Raw genomic sequence first — 19887 nt, forward strand, 5'->3', positions numbered from 1 at the left:
CCGGGACAGGCGACACAAAAAAAGGCGACCTTCACAAGAAGGTCGCCTTTTTCATTTCCAGGCCCGGATCAGATACCGTACTGCGCCCGGTAAGCCTCGACCGCCGGCAGATGCTGCTTCAGCTGTGGATCATCGGCCAGGAACTCCAGCACCTGGGTCAGCGAAACGATGCTGACCACCGGAATACCGAAGTCGCGTTCCACTTCCTGGATCGCCGACAGCTCGCCATTGCCACGCTCTTCGCGGTTCAGCGCGATCAACACGCCAGCGGCCTTGGCCTGCTGGGCATTGATGATTTGCATGACCTCACGAATGGCGGTACCGGCGGTGATCACGTCGTCGATGATCAGCACGTCACCGGCCAGCGGTGCACCGACCAGGCTGCCACCTTCACCGTGGTCCTTGGCTTCCTTACGGTTGAAGCACCATGGCACATCGAGCTGATGCTGATCGGCAAGGGCCACGGCAGTTGTCGCTGCCAGCGGGATACCCTTGTAGGCCGGGCCGAACAGCACATCGAACGGGATCTTGCTGTCGACAATGGCTGCGGCATAGCAACGGCCCAGTTCGGCCAGGGCGGAACCGGTGTTGAACAGGCCGGCATTGAAGAAATACGGGCTGGTACGCCCCGATTTCAGGGTGAATTCACCGAAACGCAGTACCCCGCGATCGATGGCAAAACGGATGAAGTCGCGCTGATACGGCTGCATGGATAGTCCCGGACACCACGGATTTAGCTAAATGGGTTGAGCTCGGGTATCATACACGCACGAGATTTTTGGGGCCATTTATGCGGATCATCAGTGTGAACGTAAATGGCATTCAGGCTGCGGCCGAGCGTGGATTGCTCAGCTGGCTGCAAGCCCAGAATGCCGACGTCATCTGCCTTCAGGATACCCGCGCCTCGGCCTTTGAACTCGATGACCCAGCTTTCCAGCTCGATGGCTATTTCCTTTATGCCTGCGACGCGGAGGTGCCTGCCCAAGGTGGTGTGGCCCTGTATTCGCGCATGCAGCCCAAGGCAGTCATCACCGGCCTGGGCTTCGAGACAGCCGACCGCTACGGGCGTTACCTGCAAGCAGATTTCGACAAAGTCAGTATTGCCAGCCTGCTGCTGCCTTCGGGTATGAACGGCGACGAAGACTTGAACCAGAAGTTCAAGTTGATGGACGACTTCGCCAAGTACCTGGACAAACAGCGTCGCAAGCGTCGCGAATACATCTACTGCGGCTCGTTCTACGTGGCGCAGCAGAAGCTCGACATCAAGAACTGGCGTGACAGCCAGCAGTCGCCGGGCTTCCTGGCGCCGGAGCGTGCCTGGATGGATGCGATCACCGGCGAGATGGGTTACGTCGACGCCCTGCGCGAAGTCAGCCGTGAAGGCGACCAGTACAGCTGGTGGCCGGACAACGAGCAGGCCGAGATGCTCAACCTGGGCTACCGGTTCGACTACCAGATCCTAACCCCGGGGCTGCGCCGCTTCGTGCGCAATGCCCGCCTGCCGCGTCAGCCGCGCTTCTCCCAGCATGCGCCGCTGATCGTCGACTATGACTGGACGTTGACCATCTGAAGGCATGGGGCCGCTTTGCGGCCCTATCGCGACACAAGGCCGCTCCTACAGGGGAATGCATATCCCTTGTAGGAGCGGCCTTGTGTCGCGATAGGGCTGCAAAGCAGCCCCAGCTTTATTTGATCGGCCGCCAGATCATCGGGTAGCGATACGGCTTGCCCTCATTCGCCCGCACTGCCGCAATGATGATCAGGATCATCACCGCGACCATCAGCATGGCGAACAGCACCAGCCCGATGAAAACGAACATCAGCAGGAAGCAGATGAACCCGGCAATGGTTACGCTGATCTGAAAATTCAGCGCCTCTTTGCCCTGGGCGTCGATGAAAGGGTCTTGCTCGCGCTTGAGGTGCCAAAGCACCAGCGGGCCCAGCAAGTGACCGAGCGGCACCACCAGGCCCAGCAGCGCGGAGAGGTGGCAGAACATCGCCCACTGCCGGATTTCGGCATTGGGCGGGGTGATCGACAGGTTCGATTCGCTCATGCCCCGCACCTCCCTGGCTGGGTTCAGTCGGCCAGTGCCGCCTGCTGCAGTTCGAAGATCTCGCTCATGCCCTTCTGCGCCAGGGCGAGCATGGCGTTGAAGTCTTCAGGCTGGAACGGCGCACCTTCGGCAGTACCCTGCACTTCGATGAAACCACCGGCGCTGGTCATGACCACGTTCAGGTCGGTTTCGGCGGCGGAGTCTTCCAGGTAGTCCAGGTCGAGCACCGCTTCGCCCTGATACATGCCCACCGACACTGCGGCGATCATGTGCTTGAGCGGGTTGCCGGCTTTCAGGCCACCGCGCTTCTTGATCACCGCCAAGGCATCGCACAGAGCGACCATGGCACCGGTGATGGACGCGGTACGGGTGCCACCATCGGCCTGGATCACGTCGCAGTCGATGTACAGGGTGATATCACCGAGCTTGCTCATGTCCAGCGCGGCGCGCAGCGAACGGCCGATCAGACGCTGGATTTCCAGGGTGCGGCCACCCTGCTTGCCACGGCTGGCTTCACGCTGGTTACGCTCGCCGGTGGAGCGCGGCAGCATGCCGTACTCGGCAGTCAGCCAGCCTTGGCCCTGGCCTTTGAGAAAGCGCGGCACACCGTTTTCCACGCTGACCGTGCAGATGACCTTGGTGTCACCGAACTCGACCAGTACCGACCCTTCGGCGTGCTTGGTGTAGTTGCGGGTAATGCGGATCGAGCGGAGCTGATCGGCGGCGCGACCACTTGGACGTTTCATCTGGGATACCTGTACTGGGACTTTGAATCTGCCGAGCATTATAGGGCCCATGGCCCGGGGAAGACATGCCTATTGTCGCGCCCGGCACAGCCCGTCGCCTTTTCCTACTGGCCAGGCCACCCGTCGGTAACATGGGTGGATTGGGCGCCGAGGCCCCACTGCGCTACAATCCTGCGCCTTGCAGCCGAGAGGCTCCCACCGTTCATTCATATACGCGAGGTACTCCCCATGGTGCACAGCATGACCGCTTTTGCTCGTGTCGAGCGCGCCGGCAGCCAAGGCACCCTGGTCTGGGAGCTGCGTTCGGTCAACCACCGTTACCTGGAGCCGCACCTGCGCCTGCCCGAGGCCCTGCGCGACCTCGAAGGCGCCGTGCGTGAAGGGCTGCGCCAAGGCCTGTCGCGGGGCAAGGTAGAATGCACCTTGCGCCTCAACGAAGACAGCAACGGCAAACCGCTGAAGGTGGACCGCGAGCGCGCCGCGCAGCTGGTTGCCGCCGCCGAGGAAGTGGCCGGCCTGATCAAGCAGCCGGCACCACTGAACCCGCTGGAGGTGCTGTCCTGGCCAGGCGTGTTGGTGGCCGACGCCAACGATCCGCAGGCACTGAATACCGAAGCCATGGCGTTGTTCGATGAGGCGCTGGCCGAGCTCAAGGCCGGGCGTCAGCGTGAAGGCCTGGAACTGGCCCGGCTGATCAACGAACGCCTGGACAACATGGCCAGCGAAGTCACCACCCTGCGCGCCCTGGTGCCGCAGATGCTGGCAGCACAGCGGCAGAAGATCCTCGACCGCTTCGGCGATATGCAGGCCGAACTCGACCCGCAACGTCTGGAGCAGGAGATGGTGCTACTGGCCCAGAAGAGCGACGTGGCCGAGGAGCTCGACCGCCTCAGCACCCACGTCACCGAAGTGCGCCGCGTGCTCAAGGGTGGCGGTGCTGCCGGGCGGCGCCTCGACTTCCTGATGCAGGAACTCAACCGCGAGGCCAACACCCTCGGCTCCAAGGCCTTCGACCCACGCAGCACGCAAGCGGCGGTCAACCTGAAGGTATTGATCGAACAGATGCGTGAACAAGTACAGAACATCGAGTAAGGCCACCCCGACCATGAAGCACAGCAGCGGCACTCTCTACATCGTTTCGGCCCCTTCGGGCGCCGGCAAGACCAGCCTGGTCACTGCCCTGACCCAGGACGACTCGCAAATCCGCGTCTCGGTCTCGCACACCACCCGCGCCATGCGCCCGGGTGAGCAGCACGGGGTGAACTACCACTTCGTCGTCCACGAGGAATTCAAGGCTCTGATCGAACAAGGCGACTTCCTGGAGCATGCCGAGGTGTTCGGCAACTTCTACGGCACCTCGCGCAGCGCCATGCAGCAGACCCTGAACCAGGGTTACGACCTGATCCTGGAAATCGACTGGCAAGGCGCCCAGCAGGTACGCAAGCTGATGCCGCAGGCTTTGTCGGTGTTCATCCTGCCACCAAGCCAGCAGGCGCTGCGCGAGCGCCTGGACGGCCGCGGGCAGGACAGCGAAGAAATCATCGCCGGGCGCATGAAGGAAGCGGTCAGCGAGATGGTGCACTACGACGAGTATGACTACGTGATCATCAACGATGACTTCGACGAGGCGCTGGAGGACTTGAAGGCAGTGTTCCGCTCGAACCGCCTGCTGCTGAAAAAGCAGCAACAGCGCAACAGCGGGCTTCTGAAAGAACTGCTCTCCTGAAAGACCGCATGGGGCTGCTTTGCAGCCCATTCGCAGCACAAGGCTGCTCCTACAATGGCGCAATGTACGCCATCGATGTAGGAGCAGCCTTGTGCTGCGAATGGGGCGCGAAGCGCCCCCAGCCTTATTCCTGCAATGGCAAGGTAGCCTGCTGACGCAGGGTAGCCCCCAGGAAGTACGCCGGCGCGCGCAGCCGCGACAGCATCATCAGCACGATCCCCAGCACCGAGATGATCGCGGCGATCACGAACACCAGCCCCAGCCCGCCCACATGCGAGCCGCTGCCGAAGTCCGGCGAGGCGCTGTCGATGGCGGTACGCACGAAGATAACCGACAAGATCACCCCACCCACCAGCGGGCACAAGCCGCGCATCAGGAAGTGGCGCAGGCTGTCGAACAGGCTGTCGCGGAAGTACCAGACACAGGCGAAGGCCGTCAGCGAATAGTAGAAGCAGATCATCATGCCCAGTGCAGTGATGGTATCCGCCAACACGTTCTCGCTCAGGGTGCGCATGGTCACGTAGAACAGGCCCGCGGCCACGCCGGCGCAGATGGTGGCGTAACGCGGGGTCTGCGAACGTGGGCAGACGCTGGCGAACTTCTGCGGCACCGCACCGTAGTAACCCATGGCCAACAGTGTGCGCGCCGGCGACACGAAGGTCGACTGCAGCGACGCCGCGGTACTGGCCAGCACGGCGATGGACATCAGGATCGCCAGCGGCCCCATGACCGGGCCGGCCAGGTGAGCGAAGACGTTTTCCTGGATGCGCGGGTTGTTCAGGCCCAGGCCCTGTTCGCTGATACCAGCAAACTGCAGGGTGGCAATGGCGGTGAACAGGTACAGGCCGAGGATCAGCAGCACGGTCCAGGTGGCCGCCTTGCCCGGCACCTCGTCACTGCCGACCGACTCCTCGCTGACAGTCAGGCACACGTCCCAGCCCCAGAAGATGAAGATCGACAGCGACAGCCCGGCGGCAAAGGCCGAGAAAGATTCGACGCCGAACGGGTTGAACCAGGCGAAATCGAATTCCAGCGGTGGCGGCGCCGTCGTTTCGCCGAAAGCGGCAAAGGCAAAGCCGATCAGCACCAGCAACTGCAGGGCTACCAGGCCATATTGCACCGTCATGGTGGTGGTCATGCCACGGCAGCAGATCCACACCGCCAGGGCGATGAACACGCAACAGGTGGTTATGTTGATGAGCAGGTTGTCGGCCAATGCCGCCAGTTCATGCTTGCCGGTAATCTGACCAAGGAACAGATAGAAGAAGTCGACCGCCACCCCTGCCAGGTTCGACAACACGATGGTGGTGGCGACCACCAGGCCCCAGCCACCGATCCAGCCGATCATCGGACCGAAGGCACGCGCCGACCAGGTAAACGAAGTACCACTGTCCGGCTCCGCCGAGTTCAGTTCGCGGTAGCCCAAGGCTACCAACAGCATCGGCAGGAAGCCGACGATGAATACCGCTGGCAGGTGCGCGCCCACTTCACGCACGGTCGGCCCAAGGGCGCCGGTCAGGGTGTAGACCGGGGCGATGGTGGAAATGCCTAGCACCACGCTGGCCAGCAAGCCCAGCCGGCCGGTGGCCAGCCCCTTGCTGCGCTGGGTGTTGCCCGCGTCGGCCGCCACATCGGGTGGGCGGCCGGCTTCTGTGTAATTGCTCATGAGTATTTGCCGTAAATTTTGGAATTGTTTTCACAGGCCTTGCGTACAAGGCCCGCTTTCACTCATTGAAAGCTTGCTGCCGGGAACAAGTCATCCGAGACCTTCGGGTGACGTCAGAGTGCCTCCTGCCGTGCGCCCTCCCGTGTTGCATAGGCAAAACAGGCCTCGCGAAACGCCTGGAACAGGCGCAACGAGACCGGGTTTTCGGTAAATCGCCACTCCGGGTGCCACTGCACGCCGAGCACAAAGCCCGGCGCGGCAGGCATGGACACCGCTTCGATCAGGCCATCCGGGGCCCGTGCCTCGACGCGCAGGCCTGGGGCCAGGCGGTCGATGCCCTGGCTGTGCAGCGAGTTGACCTCGAACTGCGCCGCCAGGCCCAGGCGCTCGAACAACCCGCCAGGCTCGATACCGACAAGGTGACGAGGGCCGTATTGCACCTCCAGAGGTGCGTCCTCTGGTTCACGGTGGTCCAGGTAGCCGGGCAGTTCCTGCACGCGCTGGTGCAGGCTGCCGCCCAGGGCCACGTTCAATTCCTGGTAGCCACGGCAAATACAGAACACCGGCACACCGGCGGCAATGGCCGCCTGCAACAGCGGCAGGGTCAGGCGATCGCGTGCCAGATCGTGCCGGGTACCTGCCGCGCTGGGGGCGCCATTGTAATGATGCGGTTCGATATTTGAAGGTGAGCCGGTAAAAACAATGCCATGCAGACGGGCCAGCAGCGCCTGCGTGTCGCTGCCCCCGTCACGGGCCGGCAAGATCAATGGCAAGCCGGCAAAGCCGGCCGCCTCGACATACTTGTCGCCTACCGTATGCGACGAGTTCTTCCCCACCTGCTGGCGGCAGGCGCTGACACCGATCAAGGGGACCGCATTTGCGCTCATGGGTTTACACCGTGTGCAGGTACCAGTTGTACTCGAGATCGGAAATCGACACTTCGAACTCGGCCAGTTCGCTTTCCTTGCAGGCCACGAAGATATCGATGTAATCCGGGCTGATGTATTGGTTGAGGACTTCGCTGTCGTCCAGTGCGCGCAGGGCATCGCGCAGGTTGTTTGGCAGGCTCTGCTCCAGCTGTTCGTAGGAATTGCCTTCGATCGGTGCCTGCGGCTCGACCTGGTTGGTCAGGCCGTGGTGAACACCGGCGAGGATCGCCGCGAGCATCAGGTAGGGGTTGGCGTCGGCACCGGCCACGCGGTGCTCGAGGCGCACGTTATCGCTGCTGTCGGTGGGCACGCGCACGGCCACGGTACGGTTGTCCAGGCCCCAGCTTGGCGCATTGGGCACGTAGAACTGCGCGCCGAAGCGGCGGTAGGAGTTGATGTTCGGGCAGAGGAAGGCCATCGACGCCGGCATGGTCTCCAGAACACCACCGATGGCATGGCGCAGCGCGTCGCTTTGCAGCGGGTCGTCACTGGCGAAGATGTTCTTGCCGGTTTTCTTGTCCAGCAACGAAATGTGCACGTGCAGGCCATTGCCTGCCTGGCCCGGGTAGGGCTTGGCCATGAAGGTGGTATCCATCTCATGGTCGTAGGCAACGTTCTTGATCAGGCGCTTGAGCAGGATCGCGTAGTCGCAGGCCTTCAGTGGGTCGGCCACATGGTGCAGGTTGACCTCGAACTGTGCCGGGGCGCTTTCCTTGACAATGGCGTCGGCGGGCAGGCCTTGCTCCTTGGCCGCTTCGAGCATGTCCTGCAGGCAGTCGGCATATTCATCGAGGTCGTCGATCAGGTACACCTGGGTCGACTGCGGGCGTTTGCCGGAAATCGGCGAGCGCGGCGGCTGCGGGCGACCGTTGAGGTTGTCCTGGTCGATCAGGTAGAACTCCAGCTCGAACGCGGCGCAGATATCCAGGCCCAGGTCATCGAACTTGCTCACCACCTGGCGCAGTACTTCGCGCGGGTCGGCGAAGAACGGCTGGCCATCCAGTTCGTGCATGGTCATCAGCAGCTGGGCGGTGGGGCGCTTCTGCCACGGCTCGTCCGACAGCGTGCCGGGGATCGGGAAGCAGATGCGGTCGGCATCGCCGATGTCCAGGCCAAGGCCGGTGCTCTCGACGGTGGACCCGTTGATGTCCAGGGCGAACAGCGATGCCGGCAGGTTGATGCCCTTCTCGTACACCTTGTGCAGGCTGGCCCGCTCGATGCGCTTGCCACGTACAACGCCGTTCATGTCGGAGATCAGCAGGTCGACGTACTGCGTGTCCGGATGGGCCTGGAGGAAGTCATTCATCTCGCTGGAAGAACTGGCGCACGGGGTTACCGACGTCATGGCTGTACATCCTTTGATTTGCTGCGGCGATGTGGGGGATACGGCTGGCGCCTCACGGGCGACGATGGTTGCAGCTGTTGTTCTTTTCACTTTCCCATCGTGGGGATTGGTTACCCGACCGGGCGCATTGATTCCCGGGGGCCGTTTCACTATAAAATGGCCAAAACGCAACAGACATTGGCAATTCGGCAAGCAGAGCGTGCACCAATGCAATATCAGATTACCCATGCCGACCTCTCCCTGGTCCTGGCCCTGGAACGTGGCCGCTCGCTGGCCAAGGCTGCCGAGTTGCTCAAGGTCGATGTTTCGACGGTGTTCCGCTCGATCCGCCGGCTGGAGTCGGCGCTGGGCACCGCCTTGTTCGTCAAGAGCCGCAAAGGCTACCTGCCGACCGACACCGCCCAGGCCCTGGCCGAGCAGGCCGAGCGCGCCGAGCAGGCGCTGGAGGCGGCGCGCATCGCCATGACCAGTGGCGAGCAGGTGGTCAGCGGCACCGTGCGCCTGACCTGTACCGAGGCGGTGATGCACAGCCTGCTGCTGCCGGCGCTGGCCGAGTTCATGCCCAACTACCCGGCCTTGTCGCTGGAGATGGGCACCTCCAACACCTTCGCCAACCTCAGCCGGCGCGATGCCGACATTGCCCTGCGCCTGACCAACACGCCGCCGGAGCACCTGGTGGGCCGCAACCTGGGGTCCACCTCCTACGTGGTCTGCGGCCAGCCGCAGTGGCGCGAGCGCCTGGCCGAGTCACCTGCCAGCGTGCCGTGGATCGCCCCCGACGACTCGATGCAGGACCACCCCACGGTGGTCTGGCGCAACCAGCAGCACCCGGGGTTGAGCCCGCGCTACCAGTGCAGCGGCATGTCGACCATCGCTCAACTGGTCACGGCCGGGCTCGGCGTGGCAGCGCTGCCGGACTACATGGTGCATGCTCTGCCCGGGGTGGATGCGCTGAGCGGGCCGCTGCCGGGTTGCGACACCCAGCTGTGGCTGCTGACCCGGCCGGACTGCCGGGCGTTGCGCTCGGTGCAGACCCTGTTCGAGGAGCTGACCCCGCGGTTGCGTGACGCGATGCTCTGAGGTTATCGTCAGGTTCAAGCGATAGGGTGTCTGTTCCGGCCCTTTCGCGGCTGAAGCCGCTCCCACAGGGTGCGGTGATGAACCTGAGGACAATGCGGTCCCTGTGGGAGCGGCTTCAGCCGCGAAGAAGGCAACACAGGGCTTGAAGGTAACCACCCGACAAAACAGCGCTTCCCTATTGGCTGGTGATTTTTTAAACTATCGAGTCCGCCTGCCCATTATCGGGCTGCACGCCCACCGCAATTGCTACTGAGGAAGACCATGGCCCGCGTAACTGTTGAAGACTGCCTGGAACACGTGGATAACCGCTTTGAGCTGGTCATGCTCTCGACCAAGCGCGCTCGCCAGCTGGCGACCGGCGGCAAAGAGCCACGCGTTGCGTGGGAAAACGACAAGCCGACCGTTGTTGCCCTGCGTGAAATCGCCGAAGGCATCGTCACCAACGAGTTCATCGCCGCTGAAGAGATCGTCACCGAGGATCCGGTGTTCGCCGCATTCGAGGACGAGAACAACGAGGCTGTCTGATTGATGCCAGGTCGACGTCGCACGGCGCAAGGCCCCCTTCCTCGGCAGGAGGTGAACCCATGCCGGGTATAGAAGCCTTGGCCGAACGGCTGTCGACCTACCTTGGCCCCGAACAGGTCAACCTGGTCCGGCGCGCCTATTTCTACGCCGAACAGGCCCACGATGGGCAGCGCCGCCGCAGTGGCGAGCCCTACGTAACCCACCCGCTGGCCGTGGCCAGCATCCTTGCCGACATGCACATGGACCATCAGAGCCTGATGGCGGCCATGCTGCACGACGTGATCGAAGATACCGGCATCGCCAAGGAAGCCCTCAGCCAGCAGTTTGGCGAGACCGTGGCCGAACTGGTCGATGGGGTCAGCAAGCTGACCCAGATGAACTTCGAGACCAAGGCCGAGGCGCAAGCCGAAAACTTCCAGAAGATGGCCATGGCCATGGCCCGCGATATCCGCGTGATCCTGGTCAAGCTGGCCGACCGCCTGCACAACATGCGCACCCTGGAAGTGCTGTCCGGCGAAAAACGCCGGCGCATCGCCAAGGAAACCCTCGAGATCTACGCCCCCATTGCCAACCGCCTGGGCATGCACACCGTGCGCGTTGAGTTCGAGGACCTCGGCTTCAAGGCCATGCACCCGATGCGTTCGTCGCTGATCCACCGTGCGGTGAAAAGCGCACGCGGCAACCGCAAGGAGATCGTCGCCAAGATCGAGCATTCGCTGGCCAACTGCCTGGCCGCCGACGGCATCGAGGGCGAGATCAGCGGCCGGCAGAAACACCTCTATGGCATCTACAAGAAGATGCGCGGCAAGCGCCGCGCCTTCAACGAGATCATGGACGTGTACGCCTTCCGCATCGTCGTGGACAAGGTCGATACCTGCTACCGAGTACTCGGTGCGGTGCACAACCTCTACAAGCCGCTGCCCGGTCGCTTCAAGGATTACATCGCGATCCCCAAGGCCAACGGCTACCAGTCGTTGCACACCACGCTGTTCGGCATGCACGGCGTGCCCATCGAAATCCAGATCCGCACCCGCGAGATGGAAGAGATGGCCAACAACGGCATCGCCGCACACTGGCTGTACAAGTCCAACGACGACGAGCAACCCAAGGGCAGCCACGCCCGCGCCCGCCAGTGGGTCAAGGGCATCCTCGAGCTGCAGCAACGTGCCGGCAACTCGCTGGAATTCATCGAAAGCGTGAAGATCGACCTGTTCCCGGACGAGGTCTACGTGTTCACGCCCAAAGGCCGCATCATGGAGCTGCCCAAAGGCTCCACGGCGGTCGACTTCGCCTACGCGGTGCACACCGACGTCGGCAACAGCTGCATCGCCTGCCGCATCAACCGCCGCCTGGCGCCGCTGTCCGAACCGCTGCAAAGCGGCTCGACAGTGGAAATCGTCAGCGCCCCGGGCGCGCGGCCGAACCCGGCCTGGCTCAACTTCGTGGTTACCGGCAAGGCGCGCACGCACATCCGCCACGCGCTCAAGCAACAGCGTCGCTCCGAGTCCATCAGCCTGGGCGAACGCCTGCTGAACAAGGTGCTCACCGGCTTCGACAGCAGCCTGGAAATGATCCCCCAGGAGCGCATCCAGGCCATTCTCGCCGAGTACCGCCTGGAGCTGATCGAAGACCTGCTCGAAGACATCGGCCTGGGCAACCGCATGGCCTACGTGGTCGCGCGCCGCCTGCTGTCGGCCGAAGGCGAGCAGCTGCCGGCACCGGAAGGTCCGCTGGCGATTCGTGGTACCGAAGGGCTGGTGCTGAGCTACGCCAAGTGCTGCACACCGATCCCGGGCGACCCGATCGTCGGCCACCTGTCAGCCGGCAAGGGCATGGTCGTGCACCTGGAAAACTGCCGCAACATCAGTGAAATCCGCCACAACCCGGAAAAGTGCGTACAACTCTCCTGGGCCAAGGACATCACCGGTGAGTTCAATGTCGAGTTGCGTGTCGAACTGGAGCACCAGCGCGGCCTGATTGCCCTGCTGGCCAGCAGTGTCAACGCCGCCGACGGCAACATCGAGAAGATCAGCATGGACGAACGCGACGGCCGTATCAGCGTGGTCCAACTGGTGGTCAGCGTGCACGACCGCGTGCACCTGGCGCGTGTGATCAAGAAGCTGCGTACCCTGACCGGTGTGGTCCGCATCACCCGCATGCGTACGTAGTCCGCCAACCGCAAGGAGTCATCATGAGCAAGACCGTCATCAACAGCGACAAGGCCCCTGCCGCCATCGGCACCTACTCGCAGGCGATCAAGGCCGGCAACACCGTGTACATGTCGGGCCAGATCCCGCTGGACCCGAAGACCATGGAGCTGGTCGAAGGTTTCGAAGCCCAGACCGTACAGGTGTTCGAGAACCTCAAGGCCGTGGCTGAAGCCGCTGGCGGTTCGTTCAAGGACATCGTCAAGCTGAACATCTTTCTCACCGACCTGAGCCACTTCGCCAAGGTCAACGAGGTGATGGGCCGCTACTTCGAGCAGCCTTACCCGGCCCGCGCCGCCATCGGCGTTGCCGCGCTGCCGAAAGGCGCCCAGGTCGAAATGGACGCCATTCTGGTCATCGAATGATGCCCTCGGTGACGGGCACCCCGCCCGTCACCTTCCCTTCTTTGCAAGGTTATCCCCTCATGCGCCAAGCACTGCCCCTCGCGCTGGCAGCCCTGCTTATGGGCGGCTGCGCCAGCCACAAACCCGAAGATTTCAACGGCACCTGGATCAATCAGGACGCCATCAATGCGGCCGTCAAGGGCGGCAGCCTGCGTCAGGCGCTCAATGAGCACGGGCCGGTATTCGAGTGGAAGCTCGACGTAGCCAGCCAACAGGCCAGCTACAGCAATGGTTTCGAAGCGGCCGACGGCCAGCTGAGCGCCACCGACAAGCAATGGCAGGCCAGCTTCCAGGGTGGCCAGACCGAACAGCTGTCGCTCGATGGCGACGAACTGCAGGCGGTCGATCAACGCGGCGGCAAGCAGACCTTCGTTCGCGCCAAAGCACCAGCGGCGACCAATGCGCCACTGGGCAGCACCTTCGAGAAAGCCCTGTACCAGGCCTATCTGGGCGGCAACTGGAAGATCGTCGAAGGCCAGGGCAAAGGTGCCAGCGTGCGCTTCGGCGACACCGGCAACGTCACCGGCCTGCCAGGGCCAGACCGTTTCGCCCTGTGCCTGGCGGGTGACTGCGCGACCATGGGTGGCAGCAATGACAGCCTGTGGCTGGAGCGCAACCAGCGTGGCGCGCCGTTCATCCTCAAGCGCGATGGCGACAAGCTGGAGATCTTCCAGGCGGTGAACCGCGCGCAGCCGGATGAAATGCCAGTGTTGGCGGCCGGCAAGCGCCAGTGGGTGCTGGAACTGGACTGAAAACCTGCGCGGTCCCTGTAGGAGCGGCCTTGTGTCGCGATGGGGCGCGCAGCGGCGCCAGGATTTCAGCGTCGCCGCATAGAATGCCGGGGCTGCTTCGCAGCCCTATCGCGGCACAAGGCCGCTCCTACAGGGGGCGCATCAGGCCTGAGGCTGGTTTTTACCCTCAAGGATGGCCGCATAACCTTCCCTGTAACTCGGATACACCGGCGCCCAGCCCAATGCCCGCGCCCGGGCATTACTGCAGCGCTTGCTGCCGGTACGGCGCACCCGCTGCTCATCCGACCACTCGGTTACCCCCATGTACGCCCGCAGCCAGGCCACCACATCGGCCAGCGGCGCCGGGTCGTCGTCGACGCCGATGTAGCAATCGTCGAGCACCTTGCCGTCGGCATCGGCCTGCAGCAGGAACGCCAACAGGCTGGCAGCATCCTCAGCATGGATGCGGTTGCCATACAGCGGTGGCTCCTCGGCCACGCGGTAGCCCTGGCGCACCTGACTGAGCAGCCACTCGCGGCCGGGGCCATAGATGCCGGTCAGGCGCACCACACTGGCCGGGATGCCGCTGGCCAGTGCCAGCCGCTCAGCCTCCAGCATCAACCGCCCGGAATAACCTTCAGGCTCGGTGGCCGCGCCTTCTTCGATCCACTCGCCGTCCTTCTGTGCATACACGCTGCTGCTGGACACGAACAGCAGCCGTCGTGGGCGTTGGCCGCGCTCGGCCAGCCAGCCCAGCACATGGCGCAAACCGTCGACATAGGCTGCCTGGTAACCCGCCTCGTCATGCTGGCTCGCCGCCACGCAATACACCAGGTAGTCCGGCGCGCGCTGCGGCCAGGCGTCTGGAAGCGATGGCACCGACAAGTCCGCTGCCACAGGCACGACCCCCGCAGGCAACTGCCCGACCGAGCGACGCAGGCCGCTCACCTGCCAACCGCGCGCAAGCATCTGCCGGGCAAGGCGCCCGCCTACATCACCACATCCCACCACCATCACGGAAAGGTCTGACATCTCTAAACTCCCTAGACCAATTGATCAGCCCGACCACGCTACACGATGGATGGCTAGACCATAGGCGAAAAAAGCAACAAGATTACTTTTGTTAACAAGAATTACTTGCAATAATGGCCGCCAAATTGTTCTCGGCCTACCTCGAGGCCTTGGAGAACGTTAACTTCATTCTTCATCAGGTCCGGCCAGCATGACACGTACTCAACCTTCCGCTTCGCCAACCCCGTTGCGCGCCTGGCGCGCCATCGCCGCGCTGACACTCAGCCTGGTGCTGGCCCCAGTGGCCATGGCCGATGAGCCAACCGCCAATGCTGCCGCGCCTGCTGCCGCTACCGCACCGGCTGCTCCGGCAGTTGCTCCAGCCGCAGCACCGGCTGGCGGTGCAGTTGCCGCCACCCCGGTTGATGCCCCGGTCGCTGCAGACCCGAGCGTCGAGGCTCTGGTTGAAGACACCTCGCTGGGCATGGCCCACGACCTGTCCCCTTGGGGCATGTACAAGAACGCCGACGTGGTGGTGAAGGCGGTAATGATCGGCCTGGCCATCGCCTCCATCATCACCTGGACGATCTGGATTGCCAAAGGCTTCGAGCTGATGGGCGCCAAGCGTCGCCTGCGTGGTGAAATCGCCCTGCTGAAGAAATCCGCCAGCCTCAAGGAAGCCAGCGACGTTTCCAACAAGGAAGGCACCCTGGCCCACACCCTGGTCCACGACGCACTCGAAGAGATGCGCCTGTCGGCCAACGCCCGCGAAAAAGAGGGCATCAAGGAGCGCGTCAGCTTCCGCCTGGAGCGCCTGGTACACGCCAGCGGTCGCACCATGAGCAGCGGCACCGGCGTACTCGCCACCATCGGCTCCACTGCGCCATTCGTTGGCCTGTTCGGTACCGTATGGGGCATCATGAACAGCTTCATCGGCATCGCCAAGACCCAGACCACCAACCTGGCCGTGGTTGCCCCAGGTATCGCCGAGGCCCTGTTGGCCACCGCCCTGGGTCTGGTCGCCGCAATTCCGGCCGTGGTCATCTACAACGTCTTCGCCCGCTCCATCGCCGGCTACAAGGCCCAGGTATCCGACGCCTCCGCTCAGGTGCTGCTGCTGGTCAGCCGTGATCTGGACCACCAGGGCAGCGAGCGTGTTGCCCCGCACATGGTGAAAGTGGGGTAAGCCATGGGCCTGCATCTCAACGAAGGTGGCGACGACCTCGCCGAAAACCACGAAATCAACGTTACGCCGTTCATCGACGTGATGCTGGTGCTGCTGATCATTTTCATGGTCGCAGCCCCCTTGGCCACGGTCGACATCAAGGTCGACCTGCCGGCCTCGACCGCCAAGCCGGCGCCGAGGCCCGAGAAACCGGTATTCGTCAGCGTCAAGGCCGACCAGAAGCTGTACGTCGGTGACGATCAGGTCCCTGCCCCCGACCAGCTTGGCCCGATGCTCGATGCCAAGACCAAGGGCGACAAGGAAACCACCATCTTCTTCCAGGCTGACAAAGGCGTGGATTACGGTGACCTGATGGAAGTGATGAACAACATGCGCGCGGCCGGCTACCTGAAAGTCGGTCTGGTAGGTCTAGAGACGGCAGCCAAGAAATGACAAGAACGCGCTCGAACATGGCGCGCTACGGTGGCAGCCTGGCGATCGTGCTGGGCGTGCACGTGGTCGCCGTGCTGCTGACGCTCAACTGGTCGGTGCCCCAGGCCATCGAACTGCCACCGGCAGCCATGATGGTCGAGCTGGCGCCGTTGCCGGAGCCTGCGCCACCACCGCCCCCGAAAGCGGCGCCGCAGCCACCGGCACCGGTCGAGGAACCGCCACTGCCGAAGCTGGCCGAGGCACCCAAGCCCAAGATCGCCATTCCCAAGCCGCCCAAGCCAAAGGCCAAGCCACAGCCGCCCAAGCCCGAGAAAAAGCCTGAGCCGCCGAAGGAAGCACCGCCGACCGAACAAACGGTAGACGCACCGCCCAGCAACACGCCACCGCAGAAGTCCGCGGCACCGGCACCGAGCATTGCGTCCAACAGCAAAGCCCTGCCGACCTGGCAGAGCGACCTGCTGCGTCACCTGGCCAAGTACAAGCGTTACCCGGAAGACGCGCGCCGTCGCGGGCTGCAGGGCATAAACCGCTTACGTTTCGTGGTCGACGCCGAAGGCAAGGTGGTGTCGTACTCCATGGCCGGAGGTTCGGGTAGTGCCGCTCTGGACCGGGCGACCCTGGAAATGATCCGTCGGGCCGGCACGGTACCCAAGCCGCCACCCGAGTTGCTGAACAATGGCACGATCGAAGTCGTGGCCCCGTTCGTCTACTCGCTGGACCGCCGCTGAGACTTTTGTTTCTGTCACAAATCGGCAAGTCTGATAACGTGCGTCTATCGATTGCAGCCGCTATGCTGGGCTCGCAACTTCATGGACGCACGTTATGACCCTCACAGAATTACGCTACATCGTCACACTCGCCCAGGAACAGCATTTCGGCCATGCCGCCGAACGCTGCCACGTGAGCCAGCCGACCCTGTCGGTCGGTGTGAAGAAGCTCGAGGATGAGCTTGGCGTGTTGATCTTCGAGCGCAGCAAGAGCGCGGTCCGCCTGACCCCGGTCGGCGAAAGCATCGTCGCCCAGGCGCAAAAGGTACTGGAGCAGGCCCAGGGCATTCGCGAGCTGGCCCAGGCCGGCAAGAACCAGCTGACCGCCCCGCTCAAGGTCGGTGCCATCTATACCGTCGGCCCGTACCTGTTCCCGCACCTGATTCCGCAGCTGCACCGCGTGGCACCGCAGATGCCGCTCTACATCGAAGAGAACTTCACCCACGTACTGCGCGAAAAGCTGCGCAACGGCGAACTGGACGCGGTGATCATCGCCCTGCCGTTCAACGAAGCCGACGTGCTGACCCTGCCGCTGTACGATGAGCCGTTCTGCGCCCTGATGCCGGCTGACCACCCGTGGACAGCGAAAAAGACCATCGACACCGCCATGCTCAACGACAAGAGCCTGTTGCTGCTCGGTGAAGGCCACTGCTTCCGCGACCAGGTACTGGAGGCTTGTCCAACGCTGAACAAGGGCGGTGAAGGCTCCAAGCACACCACGGTGGAGTCCAGCTCGCTGGAAACCATCCGTCACATGGTGGCCTCAGGCCTTGGCGTGTCGATCCTGCCGCTGTCGGCGGTGCACAGCCACCACTACGCCCCCGGTGTCATCGAGGTTCGCCCACTGACCGCACCGGCACCATTCCGCACCGTAGCCATCGCCTGGCGCGCCAGCTTCCCGCGGCCGAAGGCCATCGAGATCCTCGCCGACTCGATCCGCCTGTGCTCGGTCGCCAAAGCCCCTGCGGTACAACCGGCCTGAGTCATGAGTGAGCTGTCGAAGGTCCCGGTGACGGTACTCAAGGGGGTTGGCGAGGCCATGGCGGAGAAGCTCGCCAAGGTCGGCCTGGAGAACCTGCAGGACGTGCTGTTCCACCTCCCCCTGCGCTACCAGGACCGCACCCGCGTGGTGCCGATCGGTCAACTGCGCCCTGGCCAGGACGCGGTGATTGAGGGCGTGGTCAGCGGCGCCGACGTGACCATGGGCAAGCGCCGCAGCCTGGTGGTGCGCCTTGGTGACGGCAGCGGTGTGCTGAGCCTGCGCTTCTACCACTTCAGCAACGCGCAGAAGGAAGGCCTCAAGCGTGGCACCCACCTGCGCTGCTACGGCGAAGCGCGCCCCGGCGCTTCGGGCCTGGAAATCTACCACCCGGAATACCGGGCGCTGAACGGCGACGAACCGGCGCCACCGGTCGAGCAGACCCTGACGCCGATCTATCCGTCCACCGAAGGCCTTACCCAGCAACGCCTGCGGCTGCTTTGTCAGCAGAGCCTGGGCCTGCTGGGCCCGCGCAGCCTGCCGGACTGGCTGCCCGACGAACTGGCCCGGGACTACCAGCTGGCGCCGCTGGACGATGCCATCCGCTACCTGCACAACCCGCCGGCCGACGCCGACCTCGACGAGCTTGCCGAAGGCCAGCACTGGGCCCAGCACCGCCTGGCCTTCGAAGAGCTGCTGACCCACCAGTTGTCGCAGCAACGCCTGCGTGAAAGCCTGCGCAGCCTGCGCGCGCCAGTGCTGCCCAAGGCCCAGCGCCTGCAGGCGCAGTACCTGGCCAACCTGGGCTTCCAGCCGACCGGCGCGCAGCAGCGGGTGGCCAACGAAATTGCTTACGACCTCAGCCAGCAAGAGCCGATGATGCGCCTGGTGCAGGGCGATGTGGGTGCCGGCAAGACCGTGGTCGCCGCCCTGGCCGCGCTGCAGGCCCTGGAAGCCGGCTACCAGGTGGCCCTGATGGCACCCACCGAGATCCTCGCCGAACAGCACTACATCACCTTCAAGCGCTGGCTCGAACCGCTGGGCATCGAAGTCGCGTGGCTGGCCGGCAAGCTAAAGGGCAAAGCCCGGGCAGCCGCCCTGGAGCAGATCGCCAATGGCGCGCCAATGGTGGTCGGCACCCATGCGCTGTTCCAGGAAGAGGTGAAGTTCAAGCACCTGGCCCTGGCGATCATCGATGAACAGCACCGTTTTGGCGTGCAGCAACGCCTGGCCCTGCGCAAGAAGGGCGTGGCCGGGGAATTGTGCCCGCACCAGCTGATCATGACCGCCACACCCATTCCGCGCACCTTGGCCATGAGCGCCTACGCCGACCTGGACACCTCGGTGCTCGACGAACTGCCACCCGGACGCACCCCGGTGAACACCGTGCTGGTGGCCGATAGCCGCCGCTTCGAAGTGGTCGAGCGGGTGCGCGCCGCCTGCGCCGAAGGACGCCAGGCCTACTGGGTGTGCACACTGATCGAAGAATCCGAAGAGCTTACCTGCCAGGCCGCCGAAAGCACCTACGAGGAGCTGGGCAGCGCCTTGGGCGAGCTGCGGGTGGGGCTGATCCACGGGCGCATGAAGCCGGCGGAAAAGGCTGAGATCATGGCTGAGTTCAAGGCCGGCAACCTGCAGTTGCTGGTCGCCACCACGGTCATCGAGGTGGGCGTGGATGTGCCCAACGCCAGCCTGATGATCATCGAGAACCCAGAGCGCCTGGGCCTGGCACAGCTGCACCAGTTGCGCGGCCGGGTGGGCCGGGGCAGCGCCGTCAGCCATTGCGTGCTGCTGTACCACCCACCACTGTCGCAGATCGGCCGCGAGCGGCTAGGGATCATGCGGGAAACCAACGACGGCTTCATCATCGCCGAAAAAGACCTGGAGCTGCGTGGCCCGGGCGAGATGCTCGGCACCCGCCAGACAGGCCTTTTGCAGTTCAAGGTCGCCGACCTGATGCGTGACGCCGACCTGCTGCCGGCCGTGCGCGACGCCGCCCAGGCCCTGATCGCACGCTGGCCGGAGCACGTCAGCCCACTGCTCGATCGCTGGCTGCGTCATGGCCAGCAATATGGCCAAGTGTGACGCTGGTCCCATAA

The 19887-nt window shown here is 63.8% G+C and carries 20 protein-coding genes; 13 read left to right on the plus strand and 7 right to left on the minus strand.

Annotated elements, in window-relative coordinates:
* Positions 1-68: 68 nt before the first annotated feature.
* Positions 69-710 (minus strand): orotate phosphoribosyltransferase, encoded by a 642-nt coding sequence (gene pyrE / locus E5221_RS27760; protein ID WP_003253405.1) that lies wholly within the window; start codon positions 708-710, stop codon positions 69-71.
* A gap of 80 nt (positions 711-790) precedes the next feature.
* Between pyrE and E5221_RS27765 the strand changes: the two genes are divergently transcribed.
* Positions 791-1570, plus strand: a complete 780-nt coding sequence (locus E5221_RS27765) for an exodeoxyribonuclease III (RefSeq protein ID WP_003253401.1) — start codon at positions 791-793, stop codon at positions 1568-1570.
* Between the two features lie 115 nt (positions 1571-1685).
* Here the strand turns inward: E5221_RS27765 and E5221_RS27770 are convergent, their stop codons facing one another.
* Together E5221_RS27770 and rph are read right to left on the minus strand one after the other, a co-directional pair.
* Positions 1686-2054: a DUF4870 domain-containing protein gene (locus E5221_RS27770; RefSeq protein WP_003258195.1), complete on the minus strand. Its 369-nt coding sequence runs from the start codon at positions 2052-2054 to the stop codon at positions 1686-1688.
* 23 nt (positions 2055-2077) lie between these two features.
* Positions 2078-2800, minus strand: coding sequence for a ribonuclease PH (rph, locus tag E5221_RS27775; RefSeq protein WP_039612336.1), 723 nt, complete (start codon positions 2798-2800; stop codon positions 2078-2080).
* Between the two features lie 228 nt (positions 2801-3028).
* On the opposite strand from rph, the gene E5221_RS27780 reads away from it, so the two are divergent.
* A complete protein-coding gene (locus E5221_RS27780) occupies positions 3029-3892 on the plus strand; it encodes a YicC/YloC family endoribonuclease (protein ID WP_015272331.1) in 864 nt (287 codons plus the stop codon).
* 13 nt (positions 3893-3905) lie between these two features.
* Positions 3906-4526, plus strand: coding sequence for a guanylate kinase (gene gmk, locus E5221_RS27785; RefSeq protein ID WP_039612338.1), 621 nt, complete (start codon positions 3906-3908; stop codon positions 4524-4526).
* Positions 4527-4650: 124 nt separating this feature from the next.
* On the opposite strand, the gene E5221_RS27790 is transcribed toward gmk, so the two are convergent.
* From E5221_RS27790 to E5221_RS27800, 3 genes are all read right to left on the minus strand, one after another.
* Positions 4651-6192: an APC family permease gene (locus E5221_RS27790; protein WP_232881306.1), complete on the minus strand. Its 1542-nt coding sequence runs from the start codon at positions 6190-6192 to the stop codon at positions 4651-4653.
* A 113-nt stretch (positions 6193-6305) separates the two neighbouring features.
* Positions 6306-7079: a gamma-glutamyl-gamma-aminobutyrate hydrolase family protein gene (locus E5221_RS27795; protein ID WP_015272333.1), complete on the minus strand. Its 774-nt coding sequence runs from the start codon at positions 7077-7079 to the stop codon at positions 6306-6308.
* 4 nt (positions 7080-7083) lie between these two features.
* Positions 7084-8466: a glutamine synthetase family protein gene (locus E5221_RS27800; RefSeq protein WP_015272334.1), complete on the minus strand. Its 1383-nt coding sequence runs from the start codon at positions 8464-8466 to the stop codon at positions 7084-7086.
* A gap of 207 nt (positions 8467-8673) precedes the next feature.
* Here E5221_RS27800 and E5221_RS27805 point away from each other — a divergent pair, with 207 nt between their 5' ends.
* The 5 genes from E5221_RS27805 to E5221_RS27825 all read left to right on the plus strand — a co-directional run bounded on the left by E5221_RS27805 (position 8674) and on the right by E5221_RS27825 (position 13434).
* The gene (locus E5221_RS27805) at positions 8674-9546 is read left to right on the plus strand and encodes a LysR family transcriptional regulator (RefSeq protein ID WP_013974798.1); all 873 of its coding nucleotides are present in this window, start codon (positions 8674-8676) and stop codon (positions 9544-9546) included.
* 261 nt (positions 9547-9807) lie between these two features.
* Entirely contained in the window at positions 9808-10071 is a 264-nt protein-coding gene (rpoZ, locus tag E5221_RS27810; RefSeq protein WP_003253383.1) for a DNA-directed RNA polymerase subunit omega, read from the plus strand.
* Between the two features lie 59 nt (positions 10072-10130).
* The gene (gene spoT, locus E5221_RS27815) at positions 10131-12239 is read left to right on the plus strand and encodes a bifunctional GTP diphosphokinase/guanosine-3',5'-bis pyrophosphate 3'-pyrophosphohydrolase (protein ID WP_015272335.1); all 2109 of its coding nucleotides are present in this window, start codon (positions 10131-10133) and stop codon (positions 12237-12239) included.
* Between the two features lie 23 nt (positions 12240-12262).
* A complete protein-coding gene (locus E5221_RS27820) occupies positions 12263-12643 on the plus strand; it encodes a RidA family protein (protein WP_009684531.1) in 381 nt (126 codons plus the stop codon).
* A gap of 59 nt (positions 12644-12702) precedes the next feature.
* Positions 12703-13434, plus strand: coding sequence for a hypothetical protein (locus E5221_RS27825; protein ID WP_015272336.1), 732 nt, complete (start codon positions 12703-12705; stop codon positions 13432-13434).
* A gap of 141 nt (positions 13435-13575) precedes the next feature.
* On the opposite strand, the gene E5221_RS27830 is transcribed toward E5221_RS27825, so the two are convergent.
* Positions 13576-14445 (minus strand): NAD-dependent epimerase/dehydratase family protein, encoded by an 870-nt coding sequence (locus E5221_RS27830; RefSeq protein WP_015272337.1) that lies wholly within the window; start codon positions 14443-14445, stop codon positions 13576-13578.
* 190 nt (positions 14446-14635) lie between these two features.
* On the opposite strand from E5221_RS27830, the gene exbB reads away from it, so the two are divergent.
* From exbB to recG, 5 genes are all read left to right on the plus strand, one after another.
* The gene (gene exbB / locus E5221_RS27835; protein WP_247846726.1) at positions 14636-15610 is read left to right on the plus strand and encodes a tonB-system energizer ExbB; all 975 of its coding nucleotides are present in this window, start codon (positions 14636-14638) and stop codon (positions 15608-15610) included.
* 3 nt (positions 15611-15613) lie between these two features.
* Positions 15614-16042, plus strand: coding sequence for a TonB system transport protein ExbD (gene exbD, locus E5221_RS27840; protein WP_013974803.1), 429 nt, complete (start codon positions 15614-15616; stop codon positions 16040-16042).
* On the plus strand, positions 16039-16770 hold the full coding sequence (locus tag E5221_RS27845; RefSeq protein WP_015272339.1) for an energy transducer TonB: 732 nt from the start codon (positions 16039-16041) through the stop codon (positions 16768-16770). Before exbD ends, E5221_RS27845 begins: the two co-directional genes overlap by 4 nt.
* Positions 16771-16864: 94 nt before the next feature.
* The gene (locus E5221_RS27850) at positions 16865-17791 is read left to right on the plus strand and encodes a hydrogen peroxide-inducible genes activator (protein ID WP_247846727.1); all 927 of its coding nucleotides are present in this window, start codon (positions 16865-16867) and stop codon (positions 17789-17791) included.
* Between the two features lie 3 nt (positions 17792-17794).
* Positions 17795-19873, plus strand: a complete 2079-nt coding sequence (recG, locus tag E5221_RS27855; protein ID WP_247846728.1) for an ATP-dependent DNA helicase RecG — start codon at positions 17795-17797, stop codon at positions 19871-19873.
* Positions 19874-19887: the final 14 nt, after the last annotated feature.

Origin of the sequence: Pseudomonas sp. A2, assembly GCF_023100865.1 — a bacterium.
In the GTDB taxonomy this organism is placed as follows: Bacteria; Pseudomonadota; Gammaproteobacteria; order Pseudomonadales; family Pseudomonadaceae; genus Aquipseudomonas; species Aquipseudomonas asiatica.

Excerpts from the sequence above, each read along its gene's own strand:
- E5221_RS27825 (WP_015272336.1), top strand. The coding sequence starts at position 12,703 with ATGCGCCAAGCACTGCCCCTCGCGCTGGCAGCCCTGCTTATGGGCGGC.
- E5221_RS27770 (WP_003258195.1), bottom strand. The coding sequence starts at position 2,054 with ATGAGCGAATCGAACCTGTCGATCACCCCGCCCAATGCCGAAATCCGG.
- pyrE (WP_003253405.1), bottom strand. The coding sequence starts at position 710 with ATGCAGCCGTATCAGCGCGACTTCATCCGTTTTGCCATCGATCGCGGG.
- gmk (WP_039612338.1), top strand. The coding sequence starts at position 3,906 with ATGAAGCACAGCAGCGGCACTCTCTACATCGTTTCGGCCCCTTCGGGC.
- E5221_RS27845 (WP_015272339.1), top strand. The coding sequence starts at position 16,039 with ATGACAAGAACGCGCTCGAACATGGCGCGCTACGGTGGCAGCCTGGCG.
- exbB (WP_247846726.1), top strand. The coding sequence starts at position 14,636 with ATGACACGTACTCAACCTTCCGCTTCGCCAACCCCGTTGCGCGCCTGG.
- E5221_RS27800 (WP_015272334.1), bottom strand. The coding sequence starts at position 8,466 with ATGACGTCGGTAACCCCGTGCGCCAGTTCTTCCAGCGAGATGAATGAC.
- rpoZ (WP_003253383.1), top strand. The coding sequence starts at position 9,808 with ATGGCCCGCGTAACTGTTGAAGACTGCCTGGAACACGTGGATAACCGC.
- E5221_RS27850 (WP_247846727.1), top strand. The coding sequence starts at position 16,865 with ATGACCCTCACAGAATTACGCTACATCGTCACACTCGCCCAGGAACAG.
- recG (WP_247846728.1), top strand. The coding sequence starts at position 17,795 with ATGAGTGAGCTGTCGAAGGTCCCGGTGACGGTACTCAAGGGGGTTGGC.
- rph (WP_039612336.1), bottom strand. The coding sequence starts at position 2,800 with ATGAAACGTCCAAGTGGTCGCGCCGCCGATCAGCTCCGCTCGATCCGC.
- spoT (WP_015272335.1), top strand. The coding sequence starts at position 10,131 with ATGCCGGGTATAGAAGCCTTGGCCGAACGGCTGTCGACCTACCTTGGC.
- E5221_RS27795 (WP_015272333.1), bottom strand. The coding sequence starts at position 7,079 with ATGAGCGCAAATGCGGTCCCCTTGATCGGTGTCAGCGCCTGCCGCCAG.
- E5221_RS27820 (WP_009684531.1), top strand. The coding sequence starts at position 12,263 with ATGAGCAAGACCGTCATCAACAGCGACAAGGCCCCTGCCGCCATCGGC.
- E5221_RS27765 (WP_003253401.1), top strand. The coding sequence starts at position 791 with ATGCGGATCATCAGTGTGAACGTAAATGGCATTCAGGCTGCGGCCGAG.
- E5221_RS27790 (WP_232881306.1), bottom strand. The coding sequence starts at position 6,192 with ATGAGCAATTACACAGAAGCCGGCCGCCCACCCGATGTGGCGGCCGAC.
- exbD (WP_013974803.1), top strand. The coding sequence starts at position 15,614 with ATGGGCCTGCATCTCAACGAAGGTGGCGACGACCTCGCCGAAAACCAC.
- E5221_RS27830 (WP_015272337.1), bottom strand. The coding sequence starts at position 14,445 with ATGTCAGACCTTTCCGTGATGGTGGTGGGATGTGGTGATGTAGGCGGG.
- E5221_RS27780 (WP_015272331.1), top strand. The coding sequence starts at position 3,029 with ATGGTGCACAGCATGACCGCTTTTGCTCGTGTCGAGCGCGCCGGCAGC.
- E5221_RS27805 (WP_013974798.1), top strand. The coding sequence starts at position 8,674 with ATGCAATATCAGATTACCCATGCCGACCTCTCCCTGGTCCTGGCCCTG.